Genomic DNA, 15,973 nt, shown 5'->3' with positions numbered 1-15,973 from the left:
ACCGGCCCAGCGTCCCGGCCTGTTCGCGTACCGGCGGGTGGGGTGGAGGGTCAGCGGGCCCCGGCGGGGGCTCGCAGCAACCGCTCGACCACGTCGGTCAGGGTGGCCACCGCCGGGCCGTTCGCGGTGGAGACCACCACGAGGTGGTGGCGGGTGCTCCGCATGGTGGCCAGGGCCTCGTAGGCGAGCGTCGAGCCGTCGAGCACGAGGACGTCGCGCATCACCTCGTCGACTGTCTGGTCGTCAGGCTGGTCCATGGTGTCGCGGACGTGGACCACACCGACGGCCGCGCCGTCGTGCAGGACGACCACCCGCAGGTGACCGGTGTCGCGGGCCACCGCGCGGACCGTCAGCACCGTGTCGGCCGTCCCCACCGCGGTCAGCTCACGTTCCGGGCCGGTGAGGTCGGCCAGGGTGAGTTGGTCGAGGTCGAGGGCCTCGGTGAGTTGCGCGGAGTACGACGCGTCGAGCGCGCCGACGTTGGCCGAGTGTTCGACCAGGTGGCGCAGATCGGCGGCGTTCTGGCCGGTGGCGATGGTGTCCCGGGGTTCCACGCCGACCCGGCGCAGACACCAGTTGGCGCTAGAGTTGAGGACACGCAGCATCGGGCGGGTGAACCACATGAAGGCACGCATCGGCAGCGCCAGGGCGATTGCGGTCTTCTCCGGATGGGCGATGGCGTAAGACTTGGGAGCCATCTCCCCGATGACCAGGTGCAGGAAGGTCACGACCAGCAACGCCAGTGCGAAACCGGTCGCGTCGGCCGTCCAGCCGGGTGCGCCCCAGGACAGGAAGATCGGAGTCAACGCGTAATTGACTGCCGGTTTGGTCACCGCGCCGAGCCCGAGCGCACAGGCGGTGATACCGAGCTGACAGCCGGCCAGCAGCACCGTCAGCTCGTCGAAGCTGCGCACGGCGGCGCGGGCCGACCGGCTGTGCTCGGAACGCACGTCGAGGCGGTGCCGGCGGGCCGCCAGCAACGCGAACTCGGCGGCCACGAAGAAGGCGCTGAGCACGATCAGCACCACCGTGACAGTCACCACCACCCACGGGTTACCCATCAGCGGTTCTCCTCCGTCCGCAGCAGGACCAGCGACGGGACGTGCCGCTCCAACTCCACGACCTCGAGGGTCAGGGCGACCTCGTCGAGGGTCAGCCGGGCCACGGCGCCGAGGGCGGGCAACTCGCCGACCAGCTCGATGACCAGGCCGGCGAGGGTCTCGCTGTCCGATTCGGGCAGGTCATGCCCGATGGCGCGCTCGACCTCGTCCAGCGGCAGCGTGCCGGCCAGTTCCCAGGTGCCGTCCGTCGCGGCCAGCCCGGCCGGCGACGTGGGCGCGGTGGCGTCGTCGTGCTCATCCTCGATCTCCCCCACCAGTTCCTCGGCAAGGTCTTCCACTGTCACCACGCCGGCCAGCCCGCCGTGCTCGTCGAGCACACAGGCGAGCTGGTCTTTCCGCTCGGCGAGGGTCTGCACGACCCGGGGCAGTGGCATCGAGGTCGGGACCAGCACCGGCGGCCGCATGATGTCGGCCACCGTGCCGGCACTGTCGCGGTCGACGGCGAGGAGGTCGGTGAGGTGCACCACCCCGATCACGCCGTCGCGGTCGTCGAGCACCGGATAGCGCGAGTGACCGCCGGCGATCTTGGTCCAGAGTTCCTTGGTGGTCAGGCCGGGCTCCACGACATCCACCCGGGTCCGGGGGACCATCGCGTGGGCGGCGTCGCGGTCGGGGAAGTCGAGCACCCGGTCGAGCAGCACCCACAGCTCGGCGGGCAGGTCGCCGGAGTCGCGGGAGTCGCTGACGATGTATTCGAGGTCGTGACGGCTGGCGGCGTGTTCGACGTCGTGCACCGGTTCCAGGCCGAACAGGCGCAGCAGGGCGTTCGAGGACCTATCGAAGAAGGCGATCAGCCACCCGAACACCCGCAGGTAGACCTGGGTGGATCTGGCCAGCCAGATGGCCACCGGCTCGGGCCGCGAGATGGCGAGGTTCTTGGCGAACAGCTCGCCGAACAGCATCTGCACGAAGGTCGAGAGCAGCAGCGCGGCCACCGTCCCGACGGCGACGCCGACGGCGGTCGGGACGCCGACCCCGCCGAGGGCGGTGCCGACCGACTCACCGATCAGCGGTTCGGCGACGTAGCCGACCAACAGGGCGGTCACGGTGATCCCGAGCTGGGCGCCGGACAGCATGAACGAGGTCCGGCGGGTCACGTCCAGCGCTCGTCCGGCAGCGGCGTCACCCGCTGCGGCGCGGGCCTTGAGCCGCGACCGGTCGACGGCCATGTACGCGAATTCCTGCGCCACGAAGTAGCCGGTGGCCGCGGTGATCGCCAACACCACCAACAGCCCCAGGAGGAGACTCAACACCCACACGGTGCCACGCTCCTGACGCGGGTACCGCCGCATGAATCAGGCCCGCAGCAGCGGGCCGAGGGTCTCGGACGTTTACCGTCGCCCATCGGGTCGTACTCCTCCTCGTGTCAGCAGTGGTCGCAGCGTGGCACGGGTACCTGTTAGAAACCTGACAGTCCCGCGCCTGCTTGACTCCTGCCCTTGATGCAGCACCTGCACGCCCTTGTGCGCGCCGCGCTGAACCTGGCCGTCCGGGAGGGCGCGATCGCCGTCGTCGCCGGCGTGATCAGTTGCGTTCTCGGCTTCGTCCGCAGCGCCAGGGATCTCCATCGACTCAACGCCGACGTCGGAGACTGCGTGACCGGGGAGGCGAAAGCGGACGTACGCATCGTCGACTGCGGGGATCCGGCCGCCCTCAGGGCGGGTCGTGGACGTTACGACAGCACCGAGCCCTCGCCGAGTTGAAGACACTCACCGACCCCTGTCCCGAGCCGCTCGCCACAGCGCTCGTCGCCCAGTACGGATGGGAGTCGCAGTTCGCCCTCGACACCGCGGCCACCGCAGCCGGTCGAGGCGACGTCGCCGGCTACTCCTACCGGGCGGTCGCCTGCCTCAGCCAGGTGTTGTTCGCCGCCGCCGACCGCTACCCCTGTACGAGAAGGGCGCGGTGACGCAGGCGGCATCCCTCCCGTCGCCCCCTCCCGGGTTCCGCGCCGGCGTCGAGGAGGCGTTTGCCGCGTTGTCCACCGACCCAACCGACCTGAAACGCTCCCTGGCCCGGCTGGCCGCCGTGCGGGCGGACGTCATGACCGGCGTCCGAACCTGAGCACCCCTCCCGAGGGCTGGACGGCCCTGCTCGACGTGCGTGACCAGTGCCTCCCGGCACGGTCCTTCCTCGACCCGGGTCACCTCGACACCAGACCTCCACGCGTACGACGCCGCAGTGGCCGCCCGGCTCACCGCTGCCGGATGGCGACTCGGCCCGACCTTCTTTGCAGGCCACACCAACCTGCGAACAGTCGAGACCCTGACCGCCACGGAGGACGGCTGGATGTTGCCCTTCGACAACTCCTACCGCTCCCTGGAACCGGCCGACGGGGGATCGTTCGACGTCCCAGTACGCCGGCCCGGCGACCGGCGCCCGAGGTCATTGGCTTCGGCCCTTGGCCTGGGGCGCCGAGTGCGTGCTCGATCCAGACGCTGGGTGGTGACTGCCGGCTCCTGAACCGCTGTAGCTCGAATGCCGCAGCTGCGCGGCATCCACCCGGTCAGCCTCGGAAGTCTCCGCCCGCCGGGCGCCTGCAGCTGCCAGGCCGACGTGTCGGCTCAGCTGCTTCTCTGCTGCAGCCTTCAGAGCCTTCGCCTCATCGAGCGTCTCCTTGCTGGCCTTCCCGGCGACCACCAGCTCCCTCCACGCATGGTCGGCCTCGCCGGTCTTCTTCAGATGGTCACGGACCTCTCTGTTGTCGGCGACGCGGTCCCTCTGATCATCCGAGAGTGCGCCCCACACCGCGTACTGCCTGTCGGACAGGTAGGCAGCCATGGCATCATCCAACGCCTCCCCGGACATCCACTCTCCTCCAAATACTTGGTTCACGGGCTTGCCGCAGCACCGAGATACAGTGCTCGCCGACGCAGCCTCCTCGTGCTTGACGAGAGGAGTACCCGGCAGGTTCAGAACACCGGATGTGACGACTGCCGCAGCTCAACCGGCCGATGTCAGGAAGGTCGCGTTGTCTCTGGCGACCCGGCAGTGCTCACCACTGTCAACAGCGCCAATCCTCATCGATAGCCTCATCCCCCACCAGGCTGTGCGTGAGCCGCTGCGCTGCGATCTGCCGAGGTGAGTTCACTGGGCGATGCCCTACGTCTCCCCGACTCCGGCGACTCTGTACGTACGCTCGCCTGCCGCAACGGAGGAAGTTCCGTGGACACAGCATCCGCGGTACGAAACTGGTGCAGATGGTCGTCGGACTCCGGGGTCGACGTGCAGAACTCCAGCGCGCCTCGGCGGCCGCCGCAGTGGCCGGTCGGCGTACGGCAAAGGGTCTGAACTGCCCGGTTCGACAGTTCAGACCCCTTGCTCTGCTTGACGCCGGTCCTAGTTGGACAGGTTTTCCCGGAGATCCTGGACCTGGCTCTCCAGGCGGTTCACGGCGCTCTGGTTGTTGATGACCGTGGTGACGCCGGCAGCGGCTACCAGGGCCAGCACGACCGCCAGGACGCTGAGTACCAGGCCACCCACGGCGACACCGCGACCGGTGACGCCGGGGCGTCGGGTCATCCGCAGTCCGACGACGCCGAGGACGACGCCGACGATCCCGAGGACCAACCCGACGACGGACAGAACGGCGGTCAGCACGCAGATCAGCGCCGCCACTCCGAACACCAGGGCGAAGGTGGAGGCCGCGCTGGTCTTCGCAGCGGTGCCGGTTCGGGCACGACGGGCACGGACCGGATGATCCGGGGCACCCGCCGGCGGGTTCATCGAGCTCAGTTCTCTCCTTCCGCGCAGTCGCCTCAGTCCGACCCGGGGCATTCCCGTGTCGACCGGCGTTACGCCTTCGGTACCGGCGGAGGGCCGGGGTGGAAGACGAATGCTGCTGGGCGGCGCCGGGTAGCCGGGTGACGAAGGAGAGGAGAAGGAGATGAAGCTGACTACGGAGCAGGTCAACTCGTTGTACGGCAGGGACGTCCAGGACGACTCGGGTGGCCGGATCGGCAGCGTCGCCCAGGTGTGGGCCGACGCGGCGGGCACCCCGACCTGGGTCAGTGTTCAGGTCGACAAGCGGCGGGAGGCGATGGCCCCGCTCGGTGCCGCCAGCATGATGGACGGGAAGCTGAGGGTCGGCTACGACAAGGCGACGGTCAGCAGCGCCCCGAGCGTCCCGGCCGGTTCGGACGCCCCGCTGGACGCCGAGCAGACCACCCAGCTGTACCGGCACTACCGGATGCAGCCGGGGCAGGAGCCGCAGCGCGCGCCGCAGGGCCGCGAGGATCTGATCCGTTCCGAGGAACGGCTGCGGGTCGGCACCGAGAGCGAGCCGGCCGGCACGGCGGTGCTGCGCAAGTACGTGGTGACCGAGAACGTGCACACGACCGTGCCGGTCGAGCACGACGAGGTCCGCGTCGAGCGGGAGCCGGTCACCGCAGCCGACGCGGGTGACCTGCGTGCCGACATCGGCGAGGCGCAGCAGGAGATGCCGCTGCGGGCCGAGCGTCCGGTGGTGGCCAAGGACCGGGTACCTGTCGAGCGGGTCCACCTGGCCAAGGACGAGGTCGTCGAGGAGCGCCCGATCGACGAGCAGGTCCGCCACGAGGAGATGGAGTCGGACATCCCGGAGCCGGCCCGGCGCCGCCGGTGACGACCGGAGGTCGCTGAGCGACCGGGAGGCGGGGCGGACGGGTGCACACCACCCGTCCGCCCCCACCGGCCGCGACGGTCACCCCGGGAGTGGCAATGTAACTGCTGCTACATTCTTGCCTGTGACGGAGCAGGGCGGGACGCAGCGGTGGTTGCTGCTGGTGTTGAAGGTGCCGGCGGTGCCCTCGAAACACCGGGTGGCGGTCTGGCGGGAGCTGCGCCGCATCGGCGCGGTCCCGCTCGGCCAGGGGGTGTGGGCGGTACCGGACGTGCCGGTCTTCGACGAGGGCGTCGCCCGCGCCGTCGACCTCACCGAACGGGCCGGCGGTCAGGCCATCTCGCTGACCGCGACCGGGCGTGGCGCGCAGGACGCCGCCCGCTTCCAGGCGCTGTTCACCGCCGCCCGGTCGGCGGACTGGGTGGAGTTCCTGGCCGACTGCGGCAAGTTCGAGGCGGAGATCGCCAAGGAGGTCCGGAACGCCAAGTTCACCCTGGCCGAGCTGGAGGAGGAGGAACAGTCCCTGGAGCGGTTGCGGCGCTGGCACCGTGACCTCACCGCCCGGGACGTGTTCGGCGCACCCGAGGCCACCGAGGCGGCCCACCGCCTCCGGCAGTGCGCGCAGGTGTGCGAGGAGTACGCCGAGCGGGTCTTCGCCGTCCTGCACGAGGCCGTCGAGGATGGCCGGTGACCGCGACGGCGGCAGCGGCCCCGGCCCGGCAGATGTGGCCCCTCTACGCGGCCGGCTTCACCACAGCCTTCGGCGCCCACGGCATCGCCGCCAACCTCGGGGGCTTCTCCGACGACGCGGTCACCTCACTGCTGGTGCTCGGCGGGCTGCTGGCCCTCTACGACGGCGCGGAGGTCCTCCTCAAACCCCTGTTCGGTAGCCTCGCCGACCGGATCGGTGCCCGCCCGGTGCTGCTCGGCGGCCTGGTCGCCTTCGCGGCGGCCTCCCTGGTGTACGTCGTCGCCGACAGTCAGAGCTGGCTGTGGGCCGCCCGGCTCGGGCAGGGGGCCGCCGCCTCGGCCTTCTCACCCTCGGCCGCCGCGCTGGTCTCCCGGCTCAACCCGGCCACCCGGCAGGGCCGGGCCTTCGGGTCGTACGGCTTCTACAAGTCCATCGGCTACACCCTCGGCCCGCTGCTCGGCGGCCTGCTGGCCTGGGTCGGGGGCCTCCGACTGGTCTTCGTGGTGCTCGCGCTGCTCGGCGCGGCCGTCGCGATCTGGGCGCTGGTAGCCGTACCGGTGGTCGCGCCGCTGCCGAAGACCCGGCAGACGGTGCTGGACCTGGCCCGCCGACTGGCCGACCCCGCCTTCCTCGCCCCGACCGGGGCGCTGGCCGCCGCGACCGCAGCCCTCTCGGTCGGGGTCGGTTTCCTTCCCGTGACCGGCCGGGCGGTGGGGCTCGGCACGATCGCCACCGGCGCCGCCGTCTCCCTGCTCGCCGCCTGCGCCGCCGTCGTCCAACCCGTCACCGGGCGGGCCCTCGACGAGGGACGTCTGAGCACCAGGACCGGGCTGACCGTCGGGCTGGCGGTCACCGCCGCCGGACTCGCCGCCGCCGCCCTACCCGGACTCGCCGGGGTCCTCGCCGGTGCCGTGCTGATCGGCGTCGGCACCGGCCTGATCACCCCGCTGGGTTTCGCCGCCCTGGCCGCGAGCACCCCCACCGAACGCCTCGGCCAGACCATGGGCTCGGCCGAACTCGGCCGGGAACTCGGCGACGCCGGTGGTCCGCTGCTGGTCGCCGCCGTCGCCACCCTGGTCACACTCGCCTGGGGATTCGCCGCCCTGGCCGTCCTGGTCGCGGCGGGCGCGGCCCTGGCCCACCTGCACCGGCCGAGGACTGTCGGGACCCCACCGCCCTGACCCGGGGCAGGCACCGCAACCGTCAACGCCGTCACCCCGGTCGGTCGACAGTTCGGAGTCAGACCCGACGTCCGGGATCACCAGTCGACCGATTCGTACAAGACGAACCGGGGCGGACGTGCCACCGTGGGGGCATGAGCATCGACATCGGCCGGGCGGACTCGTTCCTGGCCGCCCACGGACGCCTCCTGGACCGACGCCGCTTCGCCCTGCTCACCGGCGAGACGACACCGGGGCAACGGGCCGCGGTCCTCGCCGCCGTGCGCGGCTACCGCAACGGCGACGGCGGCTACGGCTGGGGACTCGAACCCGACCTGCGGACGCCGGAGAGCCAGCCGGCCGCTGCCCTGCACGCGCTGGAGGCGATCACCGACGCCGGCCCCACGACCACCCCGGACACCCTCGCGCTCCTCGACTGGTTGGGCTCGGCCACCCGCCCCGACGGGGGCCTCCCCTTCGCGCTGCCCGTGCCGCAGCCCGTGGCCTGCGCGCCGTTCTGGGTCGAGGCCGACCCCGAGGAGTCCTCGTTGCAGATCACCGCAGGGGTGACGGCTCAGGCCCACCGGGTGGCCCGCTTCGACGACCGGGCGAGGGAACATCAGTGGCTGGCGCGGGCCACCCGGTACTGCTTCGAGGCGATCGCCGGGATCGACGAGACCCCCGCCGCCTACGTCCTGTCCTTCGCCCTCCGGTTCCTCGACGCCGCCGTCGACACCCACCCCGAGGCGCGCGAGCTGCTGCACCACCTGGGCCGGTTCGTACCCGCCGACGGCGCCGTACCGGTGCAGGGCGGAACCGAAGGGGAAACCCTCCACCTGCTCGACTTCGCCCCCGACCCCGGACGTCCGGTGCGCGACCTCGTCGACGACGACGCCGTCGCCCGGGACCTGGACCGGCTGGCCGCCGGACAGCGGGCCGACGGGGGCTGGGCCGTGGACTTCACCAGCTACTCCGAGGTCGCGGCGCTGGAATGGCGGGGCTACGCGACGGTCGCCGCTGTCGCGATCCTGCGGGCCAACGGCCGCTGACCGACGGTCGACATCCACCACTTCGGTGTCGGTCGACGACAGACCCTGCTCCCCCGCAGCCGTCACCAGGTCGGCGACGGCACCTCCGGGAGCGACGGGGTAGGCGATCAGAATCGGCCCGGCGCGCCCCGGGGGATCTTCGGCACGGGCCTCGACCCTCCATGTTGTACCTTCCGCCGATGACGAAGTCTTGGCGGTTGGCCGGGGCCGGGGTGTGGGCGGTCGCGGTCAGTGTGACGGCGCAGTGGCTCGCGTGGCAGGCCGGGCAGGACACGGTCAGGGCGGCCGGGGAGCAGCCCGGCGGCGGGACCGCCGTCGCCTACGGTGCGTTCGGCGCGGTACTGGCCGCGATGCCGTCCGTGCTGCTCGCGGTCTGCGGGCGGGGCGCGGTGGCCCGGGTATGGGTGTGGGCCGCGGCGGGTGGTCTGCTGCTCGGCACGGCCCGGTTCGTGCCGGTTGCCGAGCACGAGCTCTATCTGTCGGTCCTCGCCCTGCTGGCCGTGCTGGGCGCGCTCGTCGCGCGCCACCGCCGGTCGGCCGAACACCGGACCGTTGCGGCAGCGATCGTCGCCGGGGTGGGACTGCTGTTGCCCTGGCTGTGGGTGGGTGCGCTCGGCGGGCCCGTCGAGACGGTGCTGGCGGTGGGCGCGGCGGGCGCGGTCGGGTGGCTGGCCGCGGCGGTGCTCGCTCCGGCGTACCCCGGGAATGGTTTCGTTCTCGGTGTCGGTCTGATTCTGATCGCCGCCGGTGTGGGTCAGCCGGGTTCGAACCTGGCGGTGCTGGCGCTGGCGGCGGCCGGGTTCGCGGTCGCCCGGATGCGCGGCCGGGTGGCGGTCGGCGTGCTGACCGGGCTCGGTGTGCTCGGGCCGTTGGCGTTCGTCGGTCCGGAGGAGGTGACATTGATGCTGACCGGCCGCGACGTGCCGATCTGGACCACGATCGCCGGGGTGGGGACGGCCGCGATCGCGGTCACGGCTGGTCTACTCTTCCGCTTCACGATTCCCGGGCGAGGGTACGCGGCAGCGCTGCTCCTGGTCGGCACGGTGGTGTACGTCGGCGTCGGACAGCCGGGGTTCCACGGCGACCGGCTGTTCGTGATCCTCGCCGACCAGGCCGACCTGTCCGACATCGACACCTCGCGGACCGGCCGGTCCGGTCGGGACGCCCGGGCCGGCGAGGTACATGCCAGACTGGTGGCGCAGGCCGAGCGTACCCAGGCCGGTCTGCGCCGCGACCTGGACCGCCTCGGGATCGACTACACCCGGTACTACCTGATCAACGCGCTGGAGGTGGACGCCGGCCCGTGGCTGCGGCCCTGGCTGGAACGTCGAGCCGACGTCGGCAGGGTGCTGCTCAGCCCGCACCTGCGGCCCCTGCCTCTGCCGCGCGACACCGGCGACGGTCCGGTCGACCCGACGCCCGGCGACGGCTGGAACATCACGGCGGTCGGGGCCGACCGGGTCTGGTCCGAGCTGGGGGTCCGGGGCGCCGGCGTCGTCGTCGGCGCCTCCGACAGCGGGGTGGACGGCACCCATCCGGCGCTGGCCGCGAACTTCCGTGGCGGCGACGACTCCTGGCTGGACCCGTGGAACGGCACCCGAACGCCGGTCGACAACGACGGCCACGGCACCCACACGCTCGGCTCGGCGGTAGGCGGCGGCATCGGGGTGGCCCCGGACGCCCGATGGGTCGGCTGCGTGAACATGGACCGCAACCTGAGCAGCCCGGCCCGCTACCTGGACTGCCTACAGTTCATGATGGCACCGTTCCCGGTCGGCGGCGATCCGATCGCGGACGGGCGGCCCGGCCGTGGCCCGCAGGTGCTGACCAACTCGTGGAACTGCCCGGCGGTCGAAGGTTGCGACCTGGCCACGTTCGTTCCGGCCACCGCCGCGTTCACGGTCGCCGGAACGTTGGTGGTCGCCTCGGCCGGCAACAGCGGACCCGGCTGCGCGACGGTGAACCTGCCGCCGGGACCGTACCCGGACGTGGTCACCGTCGGCGCAACCGACCACGCGGGTACGGTGCCGGCGTTCTCCAGCCGGGGACCGGACGCCAAGCCGGACCTGGTCGCACCGGGCGCCCGGATCCGGTCGGCGTTGCCGGGCGGCGGGTACGGCGAGATGTCAGGCACGTCGATGGCGACGCCACACGTGGCGGGGGTGGTGGCGCTGATGTGGTCGGCGGCCCCCGCGCTGATCGGCGACCTGCCCCGGACCCGGGCGCTGCTGACCTCCACGGCGACACCCGTGACCGGACCTGCGGCCGGGTGTGGTGCGGCCGGTGCCGGCCTGGTGAACGCCCCTGCGGCGGTCCGCGCCGCCCTGGGGCTGGGCCTCGACGCGAGGCCTGATTGAAGTTGCCGGGTGGCGCAAGGACGGAGACGGACGTAGTCACTACCGGCGGGTGCCGTTCGCGCGGCCCACTCGACTCGGACAACCCACTCCCGTCAGGGTCGGGGAACTCCGGATGCCACATGGCCGTCACACGCGGATGGTCTCCGGCTCGCTGCTTTCCTCTCGAGTCCGAGCAGGGGGCGGATCCAGGAGACGACCAGCGCCGCCGGAACTCTGATTCTCGTCCCCGCAGTCGCCGCCCTGGAACGCCGTTTTCCCCTGACCCCGGGAAAAATGCTGCGCCGAGGTGCGGTGCTGACTGCCGCGAGCGTGCCCTTCTCCCTGGCCCACGTGGGAATCATGGTGGGCCTGCGTGCGATGGCGATGCCACTGCTCTTCGACACGGGGTACACGTTCTTCGTCGACCCACCGACCGACCTGCTGTACGAGTACCGGAAGGACCTGTTCGCCTATGCCGTCATCATCGGTCTGCTGACACTCTCCCGTCAGATCGAACTCGGGAACCAGGAAGCCGCAGAAGCACGGAAAGAGGCGCAGGAAAGCGGCCGGCTCACCCTGAAATCCGGGGGCCGCACCATCGTCAAGGGCTCCCGCCGGTACCGCGACCGACTCGCACCACCCCAGGACGCACCGCCACACACCGACGCCTAGCCTTCGACGACCGGCCGGCTGATGTTCGTCGTTTCCCGATCAGATGCGGGGAAGGGCATGGTCCTGCCCGAAGAACAGACACATCGCCTGCGGCTGGACGCCGGTAACGGCCACAGCTACTGAAAACGGCCGTGACCAGGATGTCCGAAGATCAGCCGCTTCGACGGTTGCCATACTGGCGAGGACTCTGCACCGTGCCGGAACGGCCGTGGACACGGCTCGTGGTACCCCCGATGTGGTTGGCGGTGGCTTTGCCCTTGGACCGGCGTGCCGCCCGGTTCTGGAAGGGCTGCGGCTGCTCCTCGGTTCCCGCTTCGCCGTCGGCGGTGGGATCGGCGTCGCTGGTGGCGTCGGCCATCGGTGTCTCCTCGTGCTGTTCAGGACTGGGCTGTTCGCTGCGGACCCGGAAGCATGGCCGCCGCGATACGCAGACGGTAGCGTGCAGGCCGACTCGGGTCGGGACCGACTGCCCGGGTGGACATCCAGTCACGCCAGCGCCCTCGACAGGGTGGTCCAACCCGACACCGTCCGCACACCCGAATTGCCGCATAACGGGCGTCACGACACGTGGCAGGTGCCGGGGTAGGTTGAATCGTCGGTGTGCTGACGAACAGACGTTGCCGCCGACCGTCCGCGAGGACCACATCCTCGAACAACTCGACCCATGCTGGCCATAGCCTTCTCCCCCGGCCGACCCACCGACACAGTCCGAGCCAGGGCCGACGCCCAACACGACGACACCGACCACCAGGCCATCACGGCAGCGGACCGGCCACTCCTCGACGCCTGCGCCAAGCAGGCCATCCGCACCCAACCCGTCCAGGACGCCCTCCGCGCCCACGACCAGGCCGCGTTCACCACCGCCCTGACCACCACCATCGCCGCCCTGAACGACCCCGCCGACACGACCGCCTCACCGATATCCACGACGACCCGGCGTTCCGTACCGGCATGACCGACCTCGCCTGGAATTGCCTCGCTCACCAGGTGGAGGCCCACCAGCAGCACCAGACCGACTCGCACCCGGCCGATCCCACGTCGATCACCGCCAAGGCATTCGTCCCCACCGCCCGCGAACCCGACCGCCTGCCACCACCCACCCCGTCGAGGCCCACCCACCCAACTCGGTAGGCCCAGTCAGGACCACGCCCGATGACACCCCAGCCATACAAGCCCCAGACCTGCAAACGACCGTCGAGCCTCCCCGACGCCGTCCACGGATCGACACCCGCCAGGCGTTGATCAGCAGCGATGAACCGCTGCTGGCCTACTGATCAAGAGTCTCAAGCGGCTGCATCGCTCCGCTCCCGATCGGCCGCCCAGCCCGATCCACCAGTCCAGAGAGCACCAGTACGCTAGGCCGACCGACCTCCAGCAGTCATCCACATGCGACGTGGGAAGTTCGTGATGACCTTCAGAACCAAAGTGAACGAAAACCGGAAAATAGATCTTTAGCGCCCCAGGTCAAGAAGTCTGCTCCCCGCGTACGCGGGGGTGATCCGCGATGACAGTCGATACATCATCACGTAGGACACTGCTCCCCGCGTACGCGGGGGTGATCCGATGCCGAGGGGCTTCTTGTTGCCGTCGCCGGCCTGCTCCCCGCGTACGCGGGGGTGATCCCTAGGAGTTGCCCCGCCGCTTCTGGTCCTGGTCCTCGCGCCGCAGCGGCGCACCGGTCCGGGTGGATCTCACATCTGTCTCGCGGGCCGACCTGAGTGGCAGTCCTATCGGCTGGGGGAGTCGAGCCCCGCTGCCGGGGCTTTCACCGCAGGAGCCTTCCCACTTGGGTTGGTGCCGGTCTGGGGCGCGGCCATGGCGTTTCGGGTCGAGGCGGGAAAGGCCCGAGCGGCCCTCGTTGCCGGTTCGCTGCCGGTGGCGGAACTGTCCGCTCGGGTCAGGATTCCCGTCCGGTCTGTCGGCTGCTCTCCGCCGAAGAAGCGCATGGTGTCCCTCGGGTCGCGGTAGGCAGCAAGTCGGTTTTCCGCGTACGTGACCTGCCCGATCGTCTCGGGCGAGGTGGACTCGCCGTCGATCTTCTCCGCCGCCGACTTCCGGTCGGTCCAGTAGGCGAGCGCCGCCGCCCGGAGGCGTTCACCCTCGACACCGCCTGCGTACCGAATCCCCGCCTGCTCCGCGGCTGCCGGAACCGCCCGACCGGACGGCTCGGTGTGGGCCGCCTGTACCTGAACGGTGCCCTGACCTCGGTGCCTGGCGCCGGGATCGTTGCGCCCGTCGAGCTGGTCCTGCACCACCCGGCAGGCGAAAGCCGCCGGCATCCGGGCCCGGTCCACGAAGTCAGGCACACCACGTAGGAGGTTCTGCACGTCGTGACCGGCTCGCTGCGCCCTCTCCAACCTGGACGCCAAGGCATCCCACGCCCCGCACCCCAACACCTTGTCGGCTCGCTGCCCCGACGGCCACGCCCTGCGGACCTCAGCGGTCATCCGCTCCCGCCCGTCACGCACCGCCCCGGCGGACATCGTCGGCCGGTCCGTAGCCTCATGCGCCGCCCGGTCGACGGCGTCGGACAGCACCTCGACACCATCCGGCTCCTGCGCTGATTCCCGCTTCCCAGGAACCCGGCCGGTCCTCTTGGCGAGCTGGTCAACAACCATCTGCCGAGCCTGCTGCGCCCCAGGGTCGACGTGCTGCCACGTCGACGCGGCACGCCACACCCGGACGACGTCCTCCGTGCCCGCAGTACGCCACCACTCCGGCCGCATCGCACGCCGCCACACCGCCGCGTCGGCCTGCTGCGCCGCACGAGCCTGCGCACGGAGCTGCCGAGACTGCTCCTCGCCGGCCTTCGCAGCGCGGCGAAGTTGCGCGATGCGGGCGTCGATCAGCAGCCCGGCCAGTTGCCCGGCGACCTGGATCGCACCGGTGACCGTCGCCGTGGCCCGCTGGTGAATCTCGGCCATCTCACTGTCGGGCACTACCCCGTCCTCCTCAACGATCCACAACCGGGGCCGGAGCCGCGACGGTGTGGACCGGCCCCTGCGGCGGGCTGCTCTTGGGTTGCACGTGAACGTGGTCGACGAGCTGCGCGCCTCACCGCGCCGACAACTCGGCGCTCGTCCTCGCCACGGCTGGCCACTGCGGCGAGGCACCGCCGCGCCCGGCGCTAGAAGACCCCCGCCGAACAGCAAAACCTGCGGCCGACGAGCTGGCCGGGGAGGATCGGGCAGCGCAACGACACCGCTTCGGTCCTCTCGTCGTATCGAGGGGGACCGACAGTCCGTCGAAAATCACGGCCTCGCTCCCAGCGGAGCGCCGCGCTCCCGCATCCACGGAACCGGGTCGATCGCGTTGCTGCTGTTGGCGTTGTACGGGCCCTTCGGAACATTCACGTGCACCTCGAAGTGCAGGTGCGGCCCCGACGAGCCCCCACTGTTACCGACGAAACCGATCACCGTTCCGGCGGCCACCCGCTGACCGACCGACACCTCCGGGCGGCGGATCAGGTGGCAGTACCGGGTCACCACGTCCCCGGCATGCCGGATGTCGAGGTACCACCCGCAGCCCCGCGACCGGGTGTGCCCGTCGCGGTCGCACGTGGTGTACCAGTCGCATGTGACCTGCTCCACCACGCCCGCCGACGCCGCACGGATCGGGTCGCCCCGCACGTTCGGCGTCGACATGTCCACCCCGGCGTGCAACCGACCGTTACGTGGCCCAAACGGGCTCCCGACGAACGCCTTCACCGGCTGCACCCATCCGCCGGGTCCGACCGGAACCGGCCCCAGCTCACCGGTCCCACACGGTGCCAACGGCGCGCCCCCACCGACCTCCTCGATGCTGGACAGCCCCAGTACGTGCGCAGCGAGCCGCTCGGCGTCGTCCTCCCACTTCTGGTACTCCTCCGGGTACGCCGAGCGCTGCACCGCCTGCGCCGCGTCGGTCAGCCGCATCCGCTCCCACCCGTCGACCCGGACGAGGGCCTCGTAGAACTTCCCGGCGGCGTACGACGGCATCATCCGTTCCCGCACGCTGCCCCACCCCGGCCGCTGCTGGAACAGCCCCACCGAGTCGTGGTCGGTGCCCGTCCCGTCGTGCGGCAGGGACAGCGACTCCGGCACCGTCGAGTTGGCCAGATTGCGCAACGTGGACTCCTGCATCGCCGTGGCCAACGCGATCACGTAGCCGCGCGGTGGAACCTCACGCTGACGGCCGACCGACGCGATCACCGTCGCGTGCCCGATCTGTGTCGACGTCCACTGGTCGAAGGCGGGAACCGGCGACGCTCCGGGTGCCGGGGGCACCTCACATGCTGCCGCCTCCGCCGCCGACTGGCCGAACATCAGCAGCGGAAGCCCGACCATCCCGCCGCAGAGCAACATC

18 protein-coding genes are annotated in these 15,973 nt (G+C 71.1%); 11 read left to right on the top strand and 7 right to left on the bottom strand.

The features are described from left to right. Positions 1–50: 50 nt before the first annotated feature. Together ABT336_RS02515 and ABT336_RS02510 are read right to left on the bottom strand one after the other, a co-directional pair. Positions 51–1,061: a hemolysin family protein gene (locus ABT336_RS02515; RefSeq protein ID WP_350894701.1), complete on the bottom strand. Its 1,011-nt coding sequence runs from the start codon at positions 1,059–1,061 to the stop codon at positions 51–53. Beyond that, positions 1,061–2,374, bottom strand: coding sequence for a hemolysin family protein (locus ABT336_RS02510; protein ID WP_350894700.1), 1,314 nt, complete (start codon positions 2,372–2,374; stop codon positions 1,061–1,063). Before ABT336_RS02510 ends, ABT336_RS02515 begins: the two co-directional genes overlap by 1 nt. A gap of 189 nt (positions 2,375–2,563) precedes the next feature. Between ABT336_RS02510 and ABT336_RS02505 the strand changes: the two genes are divergently transcribed. The 3 genes from ABT336_RS02505 to ABT336_RS02495 are packed head-to-tail and all read left to right on the top strand — an operon-like array spanning position 2,564 to position 3,185. After that, on the top strand, positions 2,564–2,824 hold the full coding sequence (locus tag ABT336_RS02505; RefSeq protein WP_350894699.1) for a hypothetical protein: 261 nt from the start codon (positions 2,564–2,566) through the stop codon (positions 2,822–2,824). Beyond that, positions 2,821–3,030 (top strand): hypothetical protein, encoded by a 210-nt coding sequence (locus tag ABT336_RS02500; protein ID WP_350894698.1) that lies wholly within the window; start codon positions 2,821–2,823, stop codon positions 3,028–3,030. The genes ABT336_RS02505 and ABT336_RS02500 overlap by 4 nt, the downstream gene beginning before the upstream one ends. Next, a complete protein-coding gene (locus tag ABT336_RS02495; protein ID WP_350894697.1) occupies positions 3,027–3,185 on the top strand; it encodes a hypothetical protein in 159 nt (52 codons plus the stop codon). The genes ABT336_RS02500 and ABT336_RS02495 overlap by 4 nt, the downstream gene beginning before the upstream one ends. Before the next feature lie 321 nt (positions 3,186–3,506). On the opposite strand, the gene ABT336_RS02490 is transcribed toward ABT336_RS02495, so the two are convergent. Together ABT336_RS02490 and ABT336_RS02485 are read right to left on the bottom strand one after the other, a co-directional pair. Beyond that, on the bottom strand, positions 3,507–3,929 hold the full coding sequence (locus ABT336_RS02490; RefSeq protein ID WP_350894696.1) for a hypothetical protein: 423 nt from the start codon (positions 3,927–3,929) through the stop codon (positions 3,507–3,509). A gap of 531 nt (positions 3,930–4,460) precedes the next feature. Continuing rightward, positions 4,461–4,847: a DUF4190 domain-containing protein gene (locus ABT336_RS02485; RefSeq protein ID WP_350894695.1), complete on the bottom strand. Its 387-nt coding sequence runs from the start codon at positions 4,845–4,847 to the stop codon at positions 4,461–4,463. Positions 4,848–5,007: 160 nt separating this feature from the next. Between ABT336_RS02485 and ABT336_RS02480 the strand changes: the two genes are divergently transcribed. From ABT336_RS02480 to ABT336_RS02455, 6 genes are all read left to right on the top strand, one after another. Next, entirely contained in the window at positions 5,008–5,724 is a 717-nt protein-coding gene (locus ABT336_RS02480) for a YsnF/AvaK domain-containing protein (protein ID WP_350894694.1), read from the top strand. Between the two features lie 121 nt (positions 5,725–5,845). Further along, entirely contained in the window at positions 5,846–6,412 is a 567-nt protein-coding gene (locus tag ABT336_RS02475) for a Chromate resistance protein ChrB (protein WP_350894693.1), read from the top strand. Further along, a complete protein-coding gene (locus ABT336_RS02470; RefSeq protein WP_350894692.1) occupies positions 6,409–7,593 on the top strand; it encodes an MFS transporter in 1,185 nt (394 codons plus the stop codon). The genes ABT336_RS02475 and ABT336_RS02470 overlap by 4 nt, the downstream gene beginning before the upstream one ends. Before the next feature lie 134 nt (positions 7,594–7,727). After that, complete coding sequence (locus ABT336_RS02465) at positions 7,728–8,621, top strand: hypothetical protein (protein ID WP_350894691.1); 894 nt, start codon at positions 7,728–7,730, stop codon at positions 8,619–8,621. Positions 8,622–8,800: 179 nt separating this feature from the next. Beyond that, positions 8,801–10,978, top strand: coding sequence for a S8 family serine peptidase (locus ABT336_RS02460; protein WP_350894690.1), 2,178 nt, complete (start codon positions 8,801–8,803; stop codon positions 10,976–10,978). 291 nt (positions 10,979–11,269) lie between these two features. Beyond that, positions 11,270–11,629, top strand: a complete 360-nt coding sequence (locus ABT336_RS02455; protein ID WP_350894689.1) for a hypothetical protein — start codon at positions 11,270–11,272, stop codon at positions 11,627–11,629. Positions 11,630–11,780: 151 nt separating this feature from the next. On the opposite strand, the gene ABT336_RS02450 is transcribed toward ABT336_RS02455, so the two are convergent. Then, on the bottom strand, positions 11,781–11,987 hold the full coding sequence (locus ABT336_RS02450; protein WP_350894688.1) for a hypothetical protein: 207 nt from the start codon (positions 11,985–11,987) through the stop codon (positions 11,781–11,783). A 306-nt stretch (positions 11,988–12,293) separates the two neighbouring features. Here ABT336_RS02450 and ABT336_RS02445 point away from each other — a divergent pair, with 306 nt between their 5' ends. Further along, positions 12,294–12,584, top strand: a complete 291-nt coding sequence (locus tag ABT336_RS02445; RefSeq protein ID WP_350894687.1) for a hypothetical protein — start codon at positions 12,294–12,296, stop codon at positions 12,582–12,584. Then, the gene (locus tag ABT336_RS02440; RefSeq protein WP_350894686.1) at positions 12,581–12,760 is read left to right on the top strand and encodes a hypothetical protein; all 180 of its coding nucleotides are present in this window, start codon (positions 12,581–12,583) and stop codon (positions 12,758–12,760) included. The genes ABT336_RS02445 and ABT336_RS02440 overlap by 4 nt, the downstream gene beginning before the upstream one ends. A gap of 596 nt (positions 12,761–13,356) precedes the next feature. Here ABT336_RS02440 and ABT336_RS02435 read toward each other — a convergent pair. Both ABT336_RS02435 and ABT336_RS02430 read right to left on the bottom strand, forming a co-directional pair. After that, positions 13,357–14,568: a hypothetical protein gene (locus ABT336_RS02435; protein WP_350894685.1), complete on the bottom strand. Its 1,212-nt coding sequence runs from the start codon at positions 14,566–14,568 to the stop codon at positions 13,357–13,359. A gap of 312 nt (positions 14,569–14,880) precedes the next feature. Then, positions 14,881–15,972, bottom strand: coding sequence for a M23 family metallopeptidase (locus tag ABT336_RS02430; RefSeq protein WP_502891088.1), 1,092 nt, complete (start codon positions 15,970–15,972; stop codon positions 14,881–14,883). Position 15,973 lies beyond the last annotated feature (1 nt).

Source organism: Micromonospora sp. NPDC000207 (assembly GCF_040300925.1).
Taxonomy (GTDB): domain Bacteria; phylum Actinomycetota; class Actinomycetes; order Mycobacteriales; family Micromonosporaceae; genus Micromonospora.
Note: the sequence above shows the minus strand (reverse complement) of the source record. Positions and strands in the feature narration are given on the sequence as shown.

Coding starts and splice junctions, on each gene's coding strand:
- ABT336_RS02515 (WP_350894701.1), bottom strand. CDS start 1,061: ATGGGTAACCCGTGGGTGGTGGTGACTGTCACGGTGGTGCTGATCGTG.
- ABT336_RS02505 (WP_350894699.1), top strand. CDS start 2,564: ATGCAGCACCTGCACGCCCTTGTGCGCGCCGCGCTGAACCTGGCCGTC.
- ABT336_RS02490 (WP_350894696.1), bottom strand. CDS start 3,929: ATGTCCGGGGAGGCGTTGGATGATGCCATGGCTGCCTACCTGTCCGAC.
- ABT336_RS02485 (WP_350894695.1), bottom strand. CDS start 4,847: ATGAACCCGCCGGCGGGTGCCCCGGATCATCCGGTCCGTGCCCGTCGT.
- ABT336_RS02480 (WP_350894694.1), top strand. CDS start 5,008: ATGAAGCTGACTACGGAGCAGGTCAACTCGTTGTACGGCAGGGACGTC.
- ABT336_RS02465 (WP_350894691.1), top strand. CDS start 7,728: ATGAGCATCGACATCGGCCGGGCGGACTCGTTCCTGGCCGCCCACGGA.
- ABT336_RS02460 (WP_350894690.1), top strand. CDS start 8,801: ATGACGAAGTCTTGGCGGTTGGCCGGGGCCGGGGTGTGGGCGGTCGCG.
- ABT336_RS02450 (WP_350894688.1), bottom strand. CDS start 11,987: ATGGCCGACGCCACCAGCGACGCCGATCCCACCGCCGACGGCGAAGCG.
- ABT336_RS02445 (WP_350894687.1), top strand. CDS start 12,294: ATGCTGGCCATAGCCTTCTCCCCCGGCCGACCCACCGACACAGTCCGA.
- ABT336_RS02440 (WP_350894686.1), top strand. CDS start 12,581: ATGACCGACCTCGCCTGGAATTGCCTCGCTCACCAGGTGGAGGCCCAC.
- ABT336_RS02430 (WP_502891088.1), bottom strand. CDS start 15,972: ATGTTGCTCTGCGGCGGGATGGTCGGGCTTCCGCTGCTGATGTTCGGC.